16 protein-coding genes and 1 tRNA gene are annotated in these 17,519 nt (G+C 63.6%); 12 read left to right on the forward strand and 5 right to left on the reverse strand.

Annotation, left to right across the window (positions count from 1 at the left end):
• Positions 1–5: 5 nt before the first annotated feature.
• From AC58EF_RS18330 to AC58EF_RS18340, 3 genes are all read right to left on the reverse strand, one after another.
• A complete protein-coding gene (locus AC58EF_RS18330) occupies positions 6–914 on the reverse strand; it encodes an SDR family NAD(P)-dependent oxidoreductase (RefSeq protein ID WP_497277788.1) in 909 nt (302 codons plus the stop codon).
• A gap of 125 nt (positions 915–1,039) precedes the next feature.
• Positions 1,040–2,296, reverse strand: coding sequence for an MFS transporter (locus AC58EF_RS18335; RefSeq protein WP_497277790.1), 1,257 nt, complete (start codon positions 2,294–2,296; stop codon positions 1,040–1,042).
• A gap of 609 nt (positions 2,297–2,905) precedes the next feature.
• Positions 2,906–3,544, reverse strand: coding sequence for a TetR family transcriptional regulator (locus AC58EF_RS18340; protein WP_497277791.1), 639 nt, complete (start codon positions 3,542–3,544; stop codon positions 2,906–2,908).
• A 164-nt stretch (positions 3,545–3,708) separates the two neighbouring features.
• Between AC58EF_RS18340 and AC58EF_RS18345 the strand changes: the two genes are divergently transcribed.
• Complete coding sequence (locus AC58EF_RS18345; RefSeq protein WP_497277792.1) at positions 3,709–4,584, forward strand: SDR family oxidoreductase; 876 nt, start codon at positions 3,709–3,711, stop codon at positions 4,582–4,584.
• A gap of 16 nt (positions 4,585–4,600) precedes the next feature.
• Positions 4,601–5,011 carry a VOC family protein gene (locus AC58EF_RS18350; protein WP_497277793.1) on the forward strand — a complete coding sequence of 137 codons (411 nt, stop codon included), beginning with the start codon at positions 4,601–4,603 and terminating at the stop codon, positions 5,009–5,011.
• Between the two features lie 257 nt (positions 5,012–5,268).
• Here the strand turns inward: AC58EF_RS18350 and AC58EF_RS18355 are convergent, their stop codons facing one another.
• The gene (locus AC58EF_RS18355) at positions 5,269–6,198 is read right to left on the reverse strand and encodes a LysR family transcriptional regulator (protein ID WP_497277794.1); all 930 of its coding nucleotides are present in this window, start codon (positions 6,196–6,198) and stop codon (positions 5,269–5,271) included.
• A gap of 254 nt (positions 6,199–6,452) precedes the next feature.
• Here AC58EF_RS18355 and AC58EF_RS18360 point away from each other — a divergent pair, with 254 nt between their 5' ends.
• From AC58EF_RS18360 to AC58EF_RS18380, 5 genes are all read left to right on the forward strand, one after another.
• Positions 6,453–6,962: a DoxX family protein gene (locus tag AC58EF_RS18360; RefSeq protein WP_497277795.1), complete on the forward strand. Its 510-nt coding sequence runs from the start codon at positions 6,453–6,455 to the stop codon at positions 6,960–6,962.
• Positions 6,963–7,074: 112 nt separating this feature from the next.
• Positions 7,075–7,713 (forward strand): (2Fe-2S)-binding protein, encoded by a 639-nt coding sequence (locus AC58EF_RS18365; protein ID WP_497277912.1) that lies wholly within the window; start codon positions 7,075–7,077, stop codon positions 7,711–7,713.
• A 3-nt stretch (positions 7,714–7,716) separates the two neighbouring features.
• A complete protein-coding gene (locus tag AC58EF_RS18370) occupies positions 7,717–8,712 on the forward strand; it encodes an FAD binding domain-containing protein (RefSeq protein WP_497277797.1) in 996 nt (331 codons plus the stop codon).
• Positions 8,709–10,883: a xanthine dehydrogenase family protein molybdopterin-binding subunit gene (locus tag AC58EF_RS18375; protein ID WP_497277799.1), complete on the forward strand. Its 2,175-nt coding sequence runs from the start codon at positions 8,709–8,711 to the stop codon at positions 10,881–10,883. Before AC58EF_RS18370 ends, AC58EF_RS18375 begins: the two co-directional genes overlap by 4 nt.
• Before the next feature lie 38 nt (positions 10,884–10,921).
• Positions 10,922–11,233, forward strand: a complete 312-nt coding sequence (locus tag AC58EF_RS18380) for a DUF2218 domain-containing protein (protein ID WP_497277800.1) — start codon at positions 10,922–10,924, stop codon at positions 11,231–11,233.
• A 192-nt stretch (positions 11,234–11,425) separates the two neighbouring features.
• Here AC58EF_RS18380 and AC58EF_RS18385 read toward each other — a convergent pair.
• Positions 11,426–11,510: transfer RNA gene (locus AC58EF_RS18385), tRNA-Leu, on the reverse strand.
• A 414-nt stretch (positions 11,511–11,924) separates the two neighbouring features.
• Between AC58EF_RS18385 and AC58EF_RS18390 the strand changes: the two genes are divergently transcribed.
• The 5 genes from AC58EF_RS18390 (at position 11,925) to eda (ending at position 17,504) form a co-directional block, all read left to right on the forward strand.
• Positions 11,925–12,344: a MerC domain-containing protein gene (locus tag AC58EF_RS18390; RefSeq protein ID WP_497277802.1), complete on the forward strand. Its 420-nt coding sequence runs from the start codon at positions 11,925–11,927 to the stop codon at positions 12,342–12,344.
• Between the two features lie 151 nt (positions 12,345–12,495).
• On the forward strand, positions 12,496–13,959 hold the full coding sequence (zwf, locus tag AC58EF_RS18395) for a glucose-6-phosphate dehydrogenase (protein WP_497277804.1): 1,464 nt from the start codon (positions 12,496–12,498) through the stop codon (positions 13,957–13,959).
• Positions 13,952–15,793 (forward strand): phosphogluconate dehydratase, encoded by a 1,842-nt coding sequence (edd, locus tag AC58EF_RS18400; protein ID WP_497277805.1) that lies wholly within the window; start codon positions 13,952–13,954, stop codon positions 15,791–15,793. The genes zwf and edd overlap by 8 nt, the downstream gene beginning before the upstream one ends.
• 116 nt (positions 15,794–15,909) lie before the next feature.
• Positions 15,910–16,884, forward strand: coding sequence for a glucokinase (gene glk / locus AC58EF_RS18405; RefSeq protein WP_497277807.1), 975 nt, complete (start codon positions 15,910–15,912; stop codon positions 16,882–16,884).
• A 2-nt stretch (positions 16,885–16,886) separates the two neighbouring features.
• Entirely contained in the window at positions 16,887–17,504 is a 618-nt protein-coding gene (gene eda / locus AC58EF_RS18410; protein WP_497277809.1) for a bifunctional 4-hydroxy-2-oxoglutarate aldolase/2-dehydro-3-deoxy-phosphogluconate aldolase, read from the forward strand.
• Positions 17,505–17,519: the final 15 nt, after the last annotated feature.

The following is a 17,519-nucleotide window of genomic DNA, read 5'->3' on the forward strand; positions in this document are numbered from 1 at the left end:
GAGGTTCAGTTGGCGTTGCTGGGGCTGCTCGCGATCAGGAGATCGCCAAGATCGGTGCGACGCAGGAACTCAGCCCGCACCCGATCCATGACAGCATCGACGACTTCGCAGCCGTCCTGGGACAGATCGACATGGACGCGAAAGGGGCGCTCGCGGACAGGCGATGCGAGCAACGTGGCGATCGCGTCGGCGACCTGTTGTGGATTGTTGTTATCGGGCTCGAGACGATCGAGCCCTCTCATGATGATGTCGGGAATGCCGGCGTAAGGACCGCGCGCATATTCCGCCGCCACGCCGCTGTCGGCCGGTTGACCGGCATGCTCGAAATGGCTTGTTCCTTCGGTGAACACCCCAGGCACGACGATCGTGGACTCAATGCCCCAGCGCGCGACCTCGTAAGCGTAGGTCACCGCAAGCGCGTCCATTGCCGCCTTGGCTGCGAAATAGGGACCAAGGAACGGCGGGATGCCGCCCCGCACGCTCGTGGACGACACCCAGACCAGATAGCCGATACCGCGTTTGCGCATGTGCGGAAGGACGGCGCGATTGACGCGCTGCGTGCCGAGAACGTTAACGTCGTATAGCTCCGCCAGTTGCTCGGCGGTGAAGGCCTCGGTAGGCCCAAACGTCATGTGCCCGGCATTGTGGACCACGACATCCACCGTGCCCTGCTCGTCGATGATCGTCTCGACTGCCTGATCGATCGATGATTGGAGCTGGATGTCGAGATCGACGGGATTGAGGGCGACCTGATTCTCGGTCGCGAATTTCGTCGCCGCTTCCGCCTTCTTTGCGTTGCGGTGATCAAGATCGCGCATTCCGGCGTAGACGATGTGACCCTGAAGGGCGAGCGTTTGGGCGGTCAACAACCCAAAACCGCTCGACGCTCCGGTGATAAGCACCACTTGGGACATTGCACGTCTCCTGCATCCAGAGGGGGCCGACGCGCTCTGGTCGGCAGATAAAAGTTGATGTGAGGGTTTCGAGCAGTCGCGATTAGAGGCGACGAACCGGATGGCCCGTCCGGTCAGTCGGACAGTCAGCCGGTCGGCGTGCTCGACGCTTCAGCGCGCGTTGCGGGGCGATCGGGATAACGACCGAGCGCGAGGATCATGGCATTGGCGACCGCGATAGCGATGACCGAGCCGATGAGATGCGGAGTGTAGCTCCCGCTGCGATCGTGCAGCGCACCCCAGAGAGGAGCAGCGAGGCCGACGCCGACGGCGAATGCCACATAGACGCTGCCAAAAATCTCGGAGTAACGGCGCGAGCCGAAATATCGGCGGGTGAGGTAAGCGATGATGTCGAGTTCGGCGCCGAGTGCCAGTCCGGCCAGAATGGCTGCAATCGCCGCAATCGACAGCGATAGCGAAGCCGACGCCCAGACGACGAGAATTCCAAGCACCGTGCCGGTGAAGTAAATCGCCGAGACGGCAGGCGCCCAGATGCGATCCATAACCATGCCGGCGCTAAGGCGCCCCACGATCACGGCAACGCCCAAAAGGCTAACAACCGGGCCGGCGTCGGCGGTGGCAATGCCTTTCTCTTCAAGCAGGGGCACTAAGTTCGGTACGAGGCCAGCGACCGCGAGGGAAAGGATGAAAACCGCGGCGCAGAGAAACCAGAAGCGATAGCTGCGATACGCTTGCGCCGGCGTCAGGCCTTCCTGAGTGGCGCTTTGCTGCGCGACACGTGGTCCGCCCTCCGGCTCCCGGTACAAGGAGAGAATAACCGCCGTCGCCAGCGCCCAGGCGATGAGCCCCAAGGTGGCGTACGTCATGCGCCAACCGACCGCCTCCAGGCCGAACTGAACATAGAGCGGAGCGAGAGCCGCAGCGACGCCCGTGCCGGACATGGTGATGCCGATCGCGAGACCAAGCCGGGATCTGAAATGGCGGCTGACGAGCGCAGTCCACGTGATCGGCAATGACCCAGCGGCCAGGATCGAAAGCATACCGTAGCTGACATACCAAAGCGCCACCGAACCCGGATTGATCGCCAGCAGGAGATAACCAATGCCATGACCGGCAAGTCCTGCCAGGCCGATGGTTCGAACGCCGTAGCGAGCAACCAGTTTGCCGACGAGCGGGCCAGTGACGATGCCAAGGAGCATCAGCACTGTGTAGCCGGTGAAGAATTCGGCGCGGTTCCAGCCGAACTCCTCTGTCACAGGCGCAAAGAAAAGCCCTTGTGTGTAAAAGGTGATGGAAAGCAGACCGCATGCCGTCCCGACCATCGCGGTGACAAGAACCTTCCAGTTGCTCCTGACCTCCGCAGGTATATTGATCGAGGACATATTGGCCTCCCTCGTCTTGCGTCGATTGATTGAACGAGACGATAGCGGCGCTATGATCGATCGATTAGCCGAATAGTTGCGAACGGGCCGTCCGGCATGCCGGACAATCTCGGGGCAATTGCGAGCCCACCGGCATTGGATTGTCCAGCCGATCACTTGCGTTCGTTCATAAGGCCCTTCGGACTGGCCGGCGGGGTCTGCCCCGCTTATCGCAAGACCTCGAGTGCGCGAGGATCATCCTCAGGCGCACCAATGAAAAAGCGTTGGCGCTCGGCTCAATTGATCGTCGATGTGGCTCGGCATGACTGAGATTTGCGAGCGCCTGCAACAACTCCCAAGAATGCAGCAGACTATGAGCGACGAGACCACACCCAGGAAAACCAATCGGATCGGACGACGCGAACTGCTGACCGCAGCGAGGCTTGCTGTTCCGGCGGCGGCCGTTCTGTCCGGCGCGCGCAAACGCACAGCAAACTCAACCCGCCGGCAATAAGGCCGCGCTGGTGACCGGCTCCTCACGCGAGATCGGGGCCGCCACCGCCAGACGTTTGGCGCAGGATGGCTACGCCGTGACGATCAACTACCTTGAAAGCCGTGATCTGGCGGCGATCAGGCTTTCCCCAAGCGGTCAAGCAGTTCGGTCATCAGCAGACGTTCGCCCGATGTCAGCGTTTCAGCGCTATCGAGGTGGGCACGTAATCCGATTGCCAAATTGGCAAGGTCGCTACTCTGCTGCTCAGGTGGACCGGTCGTGATGGATGCGATGATGGCGTCTCGCATGACAGGCGAAAGTCGTGGATCTCGCGCTTCCTGCGGGATTGCCAACAACGTTGCAACCGCGCCGACGCCCGCCGCATGGATCATCGAGACCGCACGATCCACCGGCAATCGCAACCGCCCCGCTCGCGCGACCCGTTCCACGCGCTCCCGCAGGATCGCGATACTGGCAAGCGCGGCCGGCGATTCCGACGCGGGCACCCCGACTTCATTCATGATCGCGAACACCGCCGGATTGGCAAGGCTGAAGGCGACATAGCTGTCCCAGGCATTTGCCAGGTTCTGAACGGGGTCAGGATGCGGTGGCATGGCCACCTTATCGGCAAGAAAGGCCGCCAGCCCATGTTCGGCGACCGCGTTCAGCAGTCCGCGCTTTTCCCCGAACAGGCGATACAGCGTAGGAGCCTGGATCGACGCGGCCGTAGCGACGGCGCGCGTCGTCAGCGCCGCGATGCCGCCGTCAGCGATCATCCTGAGCGCCTCATCGAGCACCCTTGCCCGGACGTCTTGTGTTTCTGCTTCGTTCTCTGATGCGACTGACATAGCCAACATTTATCACTGTTGCTCCTTGCGTGGTAGCAACGATTTTTGTTATCATTGATAAGGCAAAAATGTTTCCACCGTTGGACCCCGCTATGATCATTGTCACTGGTGCTACTGGACAGCTTGGCAAAGCCGTCGTTGAAAATCTGCTGCATCGCGTCCCGGCCGATCGGGTCGGCGCCTGCACCCGCAATACAAGCAAGGCGTCCGACCTTGCTGCTCAGGGTGTCGAGGTTCGGTTGGGCGACTTTGCGGACGAGCGCAGCCTGGAGCGCGCGTTCGCGGGTGCCGAGCGGCTGCTGATCGTCTCGGCCGACAAACTGGGTGATGAGGCGTTGCAGCTGCACCGGACCGCGATCAACGCCGCCCAGGCTGCGGGTGTCGGCCATGTTTTCTATACCAGCCACATGGGAGCCCGGCCAGGCTCGCCGTTCCCACCGGCAGACCAGCATGCGGGCACCGAGCAGGACCTCGCGGCAAGCGGTCTGGCCCACACGGCGTTGCGTCATGGTTTCTATGCGGAAAGCTGCCTGCACATGATCGAGGCGGGCTTGCGAGCCGGCGAATTGCGCACGCCCGAAGACGGCCCGGTCAGTTGGACAGCGCGTGCAGACCTAGCGGAAGTGGACGCGGCGATCCTCGCAGGAGACGGCCAGTGGAACGGTATCACCCCTCCGCTGGCCACAAGCGAGGCCGTGACCATGGCCGAACTGGCGTCAATCGCGTCGGAAGTGCTTGGCCGCGACGTCCATCACACGACCGTAGCCGATCACGAATGGCAGGATGCGCAAATCGCGGCGGGCGTACCAGCCGTCTATGCCGAGTTGCTGCTCGGTATCTTCCAGGCTGCTCGCCGCGGCGACTTCGCTGCTTCCGACACCACGTTGCAAAGACTTCTTGGTCGAGCGCCGCGAACCATGCGCGATCTGTTGACGGCATCGCTTTCTCAGTCTCACGGTCAACACTAAAGAGAGAATGTCTAGAATGAACGCGATTTTAGGTCTTCATCATGTCGGCGTCGTCGTCGAAAATATCGAGGCGAGCGCCGCATGGTACGTCGACAATCTCGGCTTCGAGCGTCTGTATACCTTCGGGTTCCCCGGCGTGCAGGCAGCCTTCATCGGTCGTGGCGACCTCAGGATCGAGCTGTTCCAGAACGAGCAGGCAGCCCCGATGGCTGAAGAGAGGCGGAGCGCTCAGACGAACCTCAAGATCGGCGGCATCAATCACTTCGCGATCGAAGTGACGGACCTCGATGCAACGGTCGCATCGTTGCAGGAAAAGGGCGTCGAGATCGTGTCTACGCCGCGTGATGTCCCGAATGGTGGCGGCAGCCGCTTCGCTTTCATCCATGACAACGAGCAGATGCTCGTTGAACTCATTCAGCCAGCCTGAACTCGAAGGCGACTGGTTTCGGCGTCAGCCGCCGCTCACGCGAACGGCAAGACAACCGAGGTGATCGCCGGCTTTGCGGCGAACACTACGCACAAGCGCCTCGCGGAGGCATCCGACATCGCCGACAGATCGCCATGCTCTGCAGCGACGACGGTTTCTGGGTCAACGGCCAGACCGTCTTCAACAATGGCGATCTCGCCTGACTACACAGTCTTGATGACGGCCGCCGCCTGTAACCCACCGGCGGCGGTCTTCCGCTATTCAGCCGCCGTATGCGAAGCAGCGGCATCCAGCGCGCGTCGCTGCTTTACGTAATCAACGAAAGCGCGAAGCGGCGACGGCATGTGCCGGCGGCTGTGATAATAGAGATAGGGACCGTCGAACTCCTGCCACCAAGGCTCGAGGATCGGCACAACCAATCCGGATGCGAGGTGCGGTTGAAGGAAGTCTTCGAACGTATAAATAATGCCGGCCCCGGCGGCGGCGCCTGCGAGTTGCAGATCAATGGAGCTTGAGACCAGCGGGCCATCCGGCACAACACGCAGAATCTCCTCGCTCCGCTCGAACTCCCAGGTCCACACCGAACCGTTGGGAAAGCGGTTCCCGATCAGGCGATGGCTGGTCAGTTCGCGCGGATCCTCAGGCGTGCCGAAACGATCGAGATAGCCTTGCGAGGCGGCCGCCACAAACCGTTGGCGGCGAGGTCCGATAGGCACCACGATCATGTCCTTGGCGATACTTTCCTCATAGCGAACGCCCGCATCGAAGCCGCGTCCGATGACGTCAGTGAAGTCGTTCTCCATGATGACATCGATTCGAACGCCCGGATAGGTCTCGAGGAAGCCTGTGACGATCTCGGGCAGGATATGCCGCGCCACGGGCACGGGCACGTTCAACCGAAGTGTCCCGACTGGGCGACTGGAGTCGTCACGCAGATCGTTCACGGCCGCTTCGATCTCCGCAAATGCAGGCCTCACGCGATCAAGAAGCCGCGAGCCGGCCTCGGTCGGCGTGATGCTGCGTGTCGTGCGGTTGAGAAGCCGGATGCTGAGGTCGGTCTCAAGCCGCTTGATGGAGTCACTGAGTGTCGAAGCACTCACGCGCCTGATCTGCGCCGCGACGCGGAAGCCGCCAGCATCGACAACGGCAATGAAGTTCGAGACGTCGGAAAAATTAAGAGAGCCCATTAGCTGGCCTTTCGATCACGCACAAAACTGGGCGACCGGCCGGAGCAGCGCACGCGCCAACCCACTATTTTTAGCGCCATGTCCATCATCCGGCAATGGGCGGAAGTCCGGACGCCCCGTTCGGCCTTTCGTACAATCAAACTGTCCGGCTTACCGAACGGGCCGTTCAGGTTTGACCGGATTATCGTGCATGCGCGCCACGGCTATGGTGCCGTGACGAATTGTGCACGTCAGATCCCGCAGGAGAGGTCGCAATGACAGAACAGTCATCCTTCATAGAGACCGAGGCGGATGTCGAGCGCGCGCCGACGTCGTATTTCTTTCCCAGGCTCGGGCCCTTCTATCTGCGGGTACAGCCGATCACCTATGCTTTGCTGCGGATATCCTTTGCCCTCATCATCCTGACCCACGGTATTCCGAAGGCATTTGGCACGCCCCATGGATCGATGGCCGATCCGATGACTGGCGCGACCAACATGATCGCCAACGTGCTCCACCTTCCGTTTCCGTACGCGCTCGCTGTGGCAGCCATGCTGCTCGAGACGGTCGGCGCCATCGCCGTGGCCGCCGGCTTCATGACCCGGTTCTTTGCAGCCGCGCTGGCGGTGCAGATGGCGGTCATCTGTGTCGCCCATGCGCCGACATTCGCATGGATCGATCGCGGCTACGAATACCCGCTGATGCTGGGCTTCGTCGCCCTGCACATCGCGATTACAGGTGGCGGACGCTACGGCGCAGATCGCTGGCTTTCCAAGCAGCTATGACCGCGCGGCCCACCGCATCCCGCCCCCTATATTGAGGCTCGCTCGACGCCTGGTGAACTCGCAAAAACAATCAGCGACCACGAACAGGTCGCCGACATTGAGGATCAACGACATGCACGAACTGAATGGACCCGATCCACAATCTGACGAGGACGCCCTTGCGATCAGCCGGCGCGATGTGATGCTGGTCGGCGCGGCAATGACCGGCGCTGCTCTCGCTGGAGCGCATAGCGCCGAGGCGCAGACCCCTGTCACGCAATCCGCCGCACCGGGGGCGACAGTTCCTCTTCGACTGCAAGTGAACGGCCAGCCGATCGAGGTCGTCGTCGATCCGCGTACCTCCCTGCTCGACTTACTGCGCGAGCGGCTTGAGCTGACAGGTGCGAAGAAGGGATGCGATCACGGCCAGTGCGGCGCCTGCACCGTGCATATCGATGGTCGCCGCGTCGCCTCCTGTCTCACCCTTGCTGCAACAACACAGGATCGCGCGGTGCTGACGATCGAAGGCCTGTCGCCCCGCGAGGGGTCGCTGCACCCGATGCAGCAGGCGTTCATTGACCACGACGCCCTGCAATGCGGCTATTGCACGCCGGGGCAGATCATGGCGGCGGTCGCGTGTGTGCAGGAAGGTCACGCCTCCAACGAGGCCGAGATCCGCGAATATATGAGCGGCAACATCTGTCGCTGCGGCGCTTATGTCGGCATCGTTGCCGCGATCCAGGACATTGCCCGCACGATGAGAGAGGGCTGAGCCATGCGAGCCTTCTCCTACACACGAGCCACATTCCCCGAAGCCGCGATTGCCTCGCAGGCTGCAACCGGCGCCCGCATCCTCGCCGGCGGCACCACGCTCTACGATCTGATGAAACTCGACGTCGAGTCGCCGTCGCATCTGGTGGATGTGACCCGAATTTCCGGCCTGAGTGACATTCAAATAGAACGGGATGAGCTCGTCTTCGGCGCCCTCACCCGCATGAGCGAAGCGGCCGCCCACCCTGCTGTTCTGCAGCGCGCTCCCGTGCTCGCTGAGTCGCTCTCGAAAGCGGCCTCGCAGCAACTGCGCAACATGGCCACGCTCGGCGGGAACCTCCTGCAACGGACCCGCTGCGCCTATTTCCGGAACGGCCCCGAATACCCCTGCAACAAGCGAACGCCTGGCAGCGGCTGTGCGGCCATTGCGGGGCTGGATCGCGGTCACGCCTTGCTTGGCGGCAGTTCGTCCTGCATCGCGGTCTATCCCGGCGACTGGGCCGTTGCGCTGGTCGCACTCGACGCCACCGTTGATGTGCTTGGACCAGGAGGGATGCGCAGCGTCCCTGTCGCAGAGCTCCATCGTCTTCCGGGAGAAACGCCGCACCTCGAGACCGTGTTGTCGCCGGATGAGATGATCCTTCGCATCCGGGTTCCGGTCGGGCAGATCGGCCAAGCCTCGACCTACCACAAGATCCGCGATCGCGAGTCCTACGCCTTTGCGCTCGTCTCGGCCGCCGTGGCCTTGGAGCTGGACGATGGCGTGGTGCGACAGGCCCGCATCGCGCTCGGGGGGGTCGCGACGCGGCCCTGGCGTGTGCCGGCAGCCGAGGCCGTGCTGGCTGGACGGCGTCTCGACCGCGCTGCCGCGCTGGAAGCCGGACGACTGGCCTTCACCGATGCCCGCCCCGGCCGACACAACGGGTTCAAGGTCGCACTCGGCGCCGAAGCAGTCGCCGACGCTCTCATGATTGCAGCAGATCGGAGTATGCGCCGATGAGCGATACCATTTATCCCGATCGCGCACGGGTCGACGCCCATGACAAGGTGCGCGGTGTCACTCGCTTTGCCGCCGACGTGCCGTTGCCACGCCTCGCCTACGCGATGACCGTGCCCTCCCGGATCGTGCGGGGCCGCCTCGCCGCTATTGATATCGATGCGGCCGCCGCCCTCGATGGCGTCCTCAGGGTCCTCACCTGGCGCGATTTCGATGGGATCAAATCCGCCGGCTATCTGATGGGCGGCGGGTTCGGCTTCCAGAGCCATCAGCCGATGCTGTCCGACCAACTCGTCCATCGCGGCGAACCGATCGCGCTCGTGGTCGCGGAGACTTTGGAGATCGCAATCGAGGCTGCCGCGCTGATCCAGCCCCGATACGAGGAGGAGCCCTTTGCGTCGTTGCTGGACGATGCGCGTGCCGAGACTCTCGATCCGCAGCCGGGCCACAATATGGGCGACGCTGAGGCGGCGCTTGCCGCTGCCGCCTTCAGCGTGAAAGCCGAGTACCTTTCTCCCGCCCAGTTCCAGAATCCGATGGAGCTGATCGCGACCGTCGCCGAATGGCGCGACGGCACGCTGACCCTCCATGAGGGGACGCAGAATTCCGGCGCGCTTAAATTCGGCACGGCGGCGGCCCTCGGTCTCGATCCCGCGCGTGTGCGGGTGAATAGCGCTTATCTCGGCGGCGGCTTCGGCCAGAAGAACTCGCTGCAGAGCCAGACGGTGCTGGCCGCGCGCGCGGCCATTCTGCTCGGGCGACCTGTCAAGCTCGTCATGCCACGCGCCCAGCTCTTCCACACCGCGAGCTTTCGGCCGGCCAGCCGCCACCGAATCCGACTGGGTGCGAATGCGGATGGGCGGATCGTCGCGGCGCGCTACGATGCTGACATGCAAAACAGCCGCGCCGACGCGTTCCGCGCGAGCTTCAGCGAGATCACAGCACGGCTCTACGCTATCGAGAATTATACGAGTAGTGCACGGCTCGTGCGCACGGACATACAGTCGCCGGGGTACATGCGCGCGCCGTTCGAGCATCCGGCCGCCTTCGCCTTCGAGAGCGCCGTGGACGAACTGGCCTACGCCGCCGGCCGCGACCCGCTGGCCTTTCGTCTCGCCAATGATGCGCAGACCGATCCGGTCACCGGGGGACCCTTCTCCTCACGCTTTCTTGCCGAATGCCTCAGGGATGGCGCGGAGCGCTTCGGCTGGTCGCGGCGCGACCTGGCTCCCGGATCGATGCGCGCTCCCGACGGGACGCTGATCGGTTGGGGCGTCGCCGTCGGCGCCTACAAAGCCGCTATGGCCCCGGCAATCGCGCGTCTTCGTGTCCGCGCGGACGGAACGACCAGGATCGCCGTCAGCGGCCACGAGATGGGTCAGGGCATTCGCACCGCCATCCTCGCCGCCGTGACCGCGGGACTTGCCATCGATCCGGCACGCGTCGAAATCGTCATCGGTGACCCGGACGCCGCGCCCCAGCACGTCACCGCCGGTTCGTGGGGAACGGCAAGCTCGGTCCCCGTCGTGCGGCGGGCCGTGCAGGCCATGCAGGTCCGGTTCGACGAACTCAGGAATGGCCGGACCGTCAACGGCACGATCCATCAGATGCTCGCGCGCTGGCGACGCCCCTATATCGAGGTCGAGACCCGCCTGCAGGCGCCCGGCCAGCCTGATGCCGTCTTCGATCGGCTTCAGCGCGGTCTGCCGGCGGCTGGCGGCCCGGAGTACAAGCCCTTCGTCAGCTTCAGCTACATCGCGCACTTCGTCGAGGCGCGTGTCGAGCCAACGACACGCCGCATCCGCGTGCCGCGTGTCGTCAGCGTCGTCGACTGCGGCCGGGTCGTCAGCCCGCGCACCGCTGAAAGCCAGGTGCACGGCGGAGTGGTTTGGGGCATCGGTGCAGCCCTTCGAGAGGCTGCCGAGATCGATCCGCGCTTCGGTGGCGTGCTGAACAACGACCTCGCCGAATACATCGTGCCTGTGAACGCCGATATCGGCGCAATCGACGTCGCCTTCATCAACCGCCCGGATCCCCTGCTCAACGACGTCGGCGTGAAAGGCCTCGGCGAAGTTTCTATGGTCGGCGTCGCTGGCGCCATTGCCAACGCCGTCTTCCACGCGACCGGGCGGCGCGTGCGGCAACTGCCAATGCGCATCGACGACCTGATCTAGCAGGGACACCCCGAGCGCTTTATTTGAAGGAAGACTAAATGCCAACACAGACCGCACATGTGCCAACCGAAAATGGTAGCCGCTATCTCCAGCAGCTTTGCAAGCATTGGTCACACGATCTCAAGACCGTGTTCACACCCGAGCATGGGAAAGTGGCGTTTCCAAAGGACGCGCGAGGCGCTAATTTCGTCGGCGATGCGCTGGTAACCTTCGTCGCGGCGTCGGCGACCCTTGAGGTCCGCATCGAAGCCAGCGAGGCCGAGCAGCTCGCGCGTTTGAAGGACGTCGTGGCCAACCATCTCGATCGCTTCGCGTTTCGCGAGGCGCCGCTCACCTTCAATTGGCACTAGGAAGCCCACTGACCGCTTGCGCTCTCGCTTCGCAAGGCATCCGAGCGCGTACAGCGGTCGACCGTGCCCCTGGGCCGCCTCTCCATATCATGGCCCTGCGACTGGGAATTCGTGCGAGATGCCGTTGAGCCGCGCAATGTGATCAGTGCGCAGGCTCAGGCTCGCCGCGCCGTCTCGCTCATTTTTGAAGGATGGTGCGGGTGGTCGGGCTCGAACCGACACTCCTTTCGGAACTGGATTTTGAATCCAGCGCGTCTACCAGTTTCACCACACCCGCACATTTACCGCCGATTCTAGCCGACGCTCTCTGCACCTATACTGCACCTAGAGCGAAAACCGAATATCGCCAGCCACTTCTCCTTCACCCGTAAGCTGTTCAAAACACGACATTTTCAACTCGTCGTGATTTTCTGTGGATTGGTAGACAAACCACTTTTTGAGTCCGGCGCGTCTACCAATTTCACCACACCCGCACGAAGCATCCTGTCCACAGAATGCGACCGGCAAGAATCCAACGAACGATCAAAAACCGCCCGCCCATCAAGCCGATGCCGCCAATTGGCAAAATCCATCGCGGGCGTCCAGCCGAAAATCGGATTGCGCGTCAAAAGCCTCCTCTCTCCGGTTGACAGGCATGATGCCGGCTCCCACATGCCGCCTCAATGTGATATTATATCATTATAGGAATTTCATGATTTCCTGCGACAACGAAAAGCAGCCGGTCCGCAATGACGCGCAGCCGGGGCGCTGGCTGGATGGGTTCGCGATTTGCGCCTCTTCTCTCTGCACCATTCATTGCCTTGGCCTGCCGCTGCTATTCGCCCTGCTGCCGGCCCTTGCGAGCCGGGTCAATCCGGGCGAATCCTTCCATCTCGTCATGCTGGCCCTCGCCATTCCCACGAGTCTGTTCGCGTTGATCCAGGGCCACCGGCATGGATCGCAGCGGCCGCTCTGGCTGGGATTGTGCGGCCTGGCGCTGATGGCTTTCGGCGCATTGGCCGCGCGCGATGCAGCGCAGGAAATCGGCGCGACCGTCATCGGCAGCATGTTGCTCGCGACCGCACATATCCTTAACTGGCGGCGAAAATTGTCGGCGCGGCCGCAGGAATAAGGCGGATTCGACGGATCAAACCGCAGAAGCGAGGCATTATGTTGCGGCGGCGGAGGATGCTCGATAGCCTTCTTGCGTAACGATCCGGGCTCGCTATAAGGGCCGCATCGTGCAGACATAGACAACTTCAAAAACGGAGAAGGATCTTCCTTTGACCGAGCCGTCTGCCACGTTCCTGTTATTCGGCGCCACGGGCGACCTGGCCCGCCGCATGATTTTCCCGTCGCTCTACAACCTGCTGTCGGACGGGCTGTTGTCCGACGATTTCCTGATCATCGCATCCGGCCGGTCGGATATGTCCGACGAGGATTTCCGTGGCGAAGTCTGCGCCGCCTTGCAGCAATTCCTGCCTGCCGATCGCTATGAAGCGGCGGTGGCGGAACGCTTCCGCGGCATGATCCAGTATCAGCCGGTCGAGGCCGGCAACGCCGCGCAGTTCGCTGCGCTGGCGGAGCGGGTCGACGGCCGGCTGGAGCGCGGCCTGTCGGTCTATCTGTCCACCCCGCCCTCGCTCTTCGCGCCGACCGCGCAGGGGCTGGCCGACGCGGGCCTGATCGCGCCGAATACGCGGATCGCGATGGAAAAACCGATCGGCAAGGATCTCGCATCTTCAAAAGAGGTCAATGACGGCATCGGAGCGCTTTTCGCCGAGGACCAGATTTTCCGCGTCGACCATTATCTGGGCAAGGAAACGGTCCAGAATCTCCTGGCCCTGCGCTTTGGCAACGTCATGTTCGAGCCGCTGTGGAACGCCAGCGCGATCGACCATGTCCAGATCACCGTCGGCGAGACGGTGGGATTGGAAGGCCGCGTTTCCTATTATGACGGGGTCGGCGCGCTGCGCGACATGGTGCAGAACCACATGCTCCAGATCCTGTCGATCATCGCCATGGAACCGCCGGCGCGCATGGACCCGACCGCCGTGCGCGATGAAAAGGTGAAGGCGCTGCGATCGCTGCGCCCGATGACCGACGAGATGGTGAAGACCCACAGCGTGCGTGGTCAATATACGCCGGGCGCGGTGCAGGGGCAGATCGTCACCGGCTATGCCGACGAACTGGGCAAGCCGTCCGACACCGAAACCTTCGTCGCGCTCAAGGCCTATGTAGACAATTGGCGCTGGCAGGGCGTGCCCTTCTACCTGCGCACCGGCAAGCGGATGCCCGCACGCCAATCCGAAATCGTCATCCAGTTCAAGCCGGTGCGCCACAGCATCTTCGGCCGCGACGGACATGGAACGGGGCTGGAACCCAATACACTGGTCATCCGGTTGCAGCCGGAGGAATATATCCGCCTCCAGATCATGAGCAAAAGGCCGGGGCTGGAACGGCAGGTACGGCTGGAGGAGGTGACGCTGGACGTGTCGCTGACCGCCGCCTTCGCCGGGCAGCGCCGCCGCATCGCCTATGAACGGCTGATCCTGGACCTGCTGGCCGGTGACGCGACCCTGTTCGTCCGCCGCGACGAGGTGGAGGCGCAGTGGACATGGATCGATTCGATCATCGACGGGTGGAAAGAGGCCAATATGAAGCCCGCCGCCTATTCTTCGGGGAACTGGGGCCCGTCTTCGGCCATTGCCCTTATCGAACGAGACGGAGCCAGCTGGCATGAATGATCTGCATCCGGTGATCGCGAAGGTCACTGACCGCATTGTGGAGCGGAGCGCCGCTTCGCGCCTCAAATATCTCGACCTGATCGATCGGGGCCGCGACGCCGGCACCAATCGCGCGCAACTGTCCTGCGGGAACCTGGCCCATGGCTTCGCTGCGAGCGGCGAAGACAAGGCTGTCATCCGCACCGGCGACGCGATGAACATCGGCATCGTCACATCCTATAATGACATGCTCTCGGCGCATCAGCCCTATGGCCGCTATCCCGAGCAGATCAAGATCGCGGCCCGTGAAGTGGGCGCCACCGCGCAGGTGGCGGGCGGCGTGCCCGCCATGTGCGACGGCGTGACCCAGGGTCAGGCGGGCATGGACCTGTCGCTGTTCAGCCGCGACACCATCGCCCTGTCGACCGCCGTGTCGCTCAGCCATGCGATGTTCGAGGGCACGCTGCTGCTGGGCATCTGCGACAAGATCGTGCCGGGCCTGCTGATCGGCGCGCTGCGTTTCGGCCATCTGCCGACCATCCTGATCCCGGCCGGGCCGATGCCGTCGGGCCTCGCCAACAAGGAAAAGGTGCGCATCCGCCAGCTCTATGCCGAAGGCAAGGTCGGCCGGGAGGAACTGCTGGAGTCCGAAAGCGCCTCCTACCATGGCGCGGGCACCTGCACCTTCTACGGCACGGCCAACTCCAACCAGATGATGATGGAGATGATGGGCCTGCACATGCCGGGCGCCGCCTTCGTCAATCCGGGCACGAAGCTGCGCACCGAACTTACGCGCGCGGCGACGCATCGGATCGCGGATATCGGCTGGGCCAAAGACGGAAAACCCAACGATGATTATCGTCCGCTGGGCCACTGCGTGAACGAGAAGGCGATCGTCAACGCGATCATCGGGCTGATGGCGACGGGCGGTTCGACCAACCATGCCATCCACCTGCCCGCCATCGCGCGGGCGGCGGGCATCCATGTCGACTGGACCGACTTTGCCGAGATTTCGGACGTGGTGCCGCTGCTGGCGCGCGTCTATCCCAACGGATCGGGCGACGTGAACCATTTCCACGCGGCGGGCGGCATGGCCGTCATCATCCGCGAACTGCTCGATGCCGGACTTCTCCATCGCGACATCCCGACCGTCGCGCGTCAGGATCTGACCGATTACGGCAAGGAGCCGGTGCTGAAGAATGACGCATTGACGTGGAAAGACGTCCCCGCCTCCCGCGACGAGGCGATGCTGCGTCCAGCGTCCAACCCGTTCCAGGCGGATGGCGGCATGAAGCTGCTCGAGGGCAATCTGGGCCGTTGCGTCATGAAGGTGAGCGCGGTCGACAAGGAACGCTGGACGATCGAGGCGCCCGCCGCCGTCTTCCAGGATCAGGACGATGTGCTGCGCGCTTTCAAGGCGGGTGAACTGGAGCGCGACGTCGTGGTCGTCGTGCGGTTCCAGGGTCCGCGCGCCAATGGGATGCCCGAACTGCACAAGCTGACCCCGGCGCTGGGCGTTTTGCAGGATCGCGGTTTCAAGGTCGCGCTGTTGACCGACGGGCGCATGTCCGGCGCGAGCGGCAAGGTGCCGGCGGCGATCCATTTGTCGCCCGAAGCGCTGGGTGGCGGACCGATCGGCAAGCTGCGCGATGGCGACATTGTGCGGGTCTGCGCGGAAACCGGCACGGTCGACGCACTGGTCGATGCGGCGACGTGGGACGCGCGGGACGTGCCCGCCGCCCCGCCCCCGCCCTATGACACCGGCCGCGAACTGTTCGCCCTGTTCCGCCAGCATAGCGACCTTGCCGAAGCCGGCGCGTCGCCGATCCTGGCGGCGATGGAAAGCGAACTGTAACTTCCACCCGTCATGCCAGCGAAGACCGGCATCTCATTTCTTCATCCTGCGTTGATGAACAGAAAGTGAGATCCCGGCCTTCGCCGGGATGACGGTCGAGAGAATTGGATGCCCTGATGACCGACATCATCGCCGCCGACATTGGCGGGACCAACGCCCGCTTCGCCCGCGCCTCGCTGGATGCCAGGGGCGTGCCGACGCTGGGCGCCGTGCGCAAATATAAGGTTGCCGATTACCCCAGCCTGCAAGCCTGCTGGGCCGCCTTTTCGGAGGATGAGCAGAAGCAAGGTGACGGCCCCCTGCCCGATGCCGTCTCGATCGCCTTCGCCACCGCGATCGGGCGGGAGATCATCAAGCTGACCAACAGCAACTGGATGATCCGCGCCGATACGCTGGCGGAGGATCTGGGCGTGCGCACCGTGCGGCTGGTCAATGATTTCGAGGCGGTAGCCCATGCCGTGTCGCGCTTGCCCGACGAAAATCTGCCCCTGCTGTTCGGCGAGGACCGCCCCTTCCCGCGCGACGGCGGCGTCACGGTGCTTGGCCCCGGCACCGGGCTGGGTGTGGCGATGATCGCCTATGACAATGGCCATCCTCATGTCATCGCGACGGAAGGTGGCCATCTGGATTTCGCGCCGCTCGATCCCCTGGAGGAGAAGATCCTCGCCTATCTGCGCGACAAGTTCCTGCGCGTGTCGACCGAGCGGATCGTGTCCGGTCCCGGCCTCAACAATATCTACAAGGCGTTGGCGACGATCGGCCATGATCGCGTCGTGCTGATGGAAGATCCCGAATTGTGGCAGGCGGCGCTGGAAGATACCGATGATTTCGCGCGCCGGGCGCTGGAACGTTTTTGCCTGAGCTATGGCTCGGTGGCGGGCGACCTGGCGCTGGCCCATGGTCCGCACAGCGTCGTGCTGGCGGGCGGCCTGACCCAGCGGATGCGCGACGTCCTGGCGCAGAGTGGTTTCCATACGCGCTTCAAGGCAAAGGGCCGGTTCGAAAGCCTGATGGCGACCATACCGATACGGTGCGCCATCCATGAGGAAATCGGCCTGTTCGGGGCCGCAGCCGCTTTTAGGGAGAATTGAGAATGAGCCTGACCGTCGCCCAGGTTATGGAACTGGCCCCGGTGATCCCAGTGCTGGTGGTCGAGAAGGTCGAAGATGCGCTGCCGATCGCGCGGGCGCTGGTGGCGGGGGGCCTGCCCGCACTGGAAGTGACGCTGCGCACGCCCGCCGCGCTGGAGGTGATCCGCGAGATGGCGAAGGTCGAGGGCGCGGTGGTGGGCGCCGGCACGGTGCTCGGCCCCAGGCAACTGGACGCCGCCATGGAAGCGGGCGCGCGCTTCGCCGTCAGCCCCGGCCTGACCGAGCCGCTGGGCAAGGCGGCGATCGAGGCTGGCCTGCCCTTCCTGCCCGGCACTGCGACCGCCGGCGACATCATGCGTGGGCTGGACATGGGCCTGACCCATTTCAAATTCTTCCCCGCGGAAACCTCGGGCGGGTTGCCGGCGCTCAAGGCGCTGGCTGCGCCGCTCTATGAGGCGCGCTTCTGTCCGACCGGCGGCATCACGGCGCAGAGCGCGCCCGAATGGCTGGCCCAGCCCTTCGTCAAATGCGTCGGCGGCAGCTGGGTCGTGCCCAAGGGGCCGGTCGATCCCGCGAAGATCGAGGCGCTGGCGCGCGAGGCGGCGGCGCTCCCGCGCTGAACCCGCGCTGGACCA

Source organism: Sphingobium sp. WR1 (genome assembly GCF_059693745.1).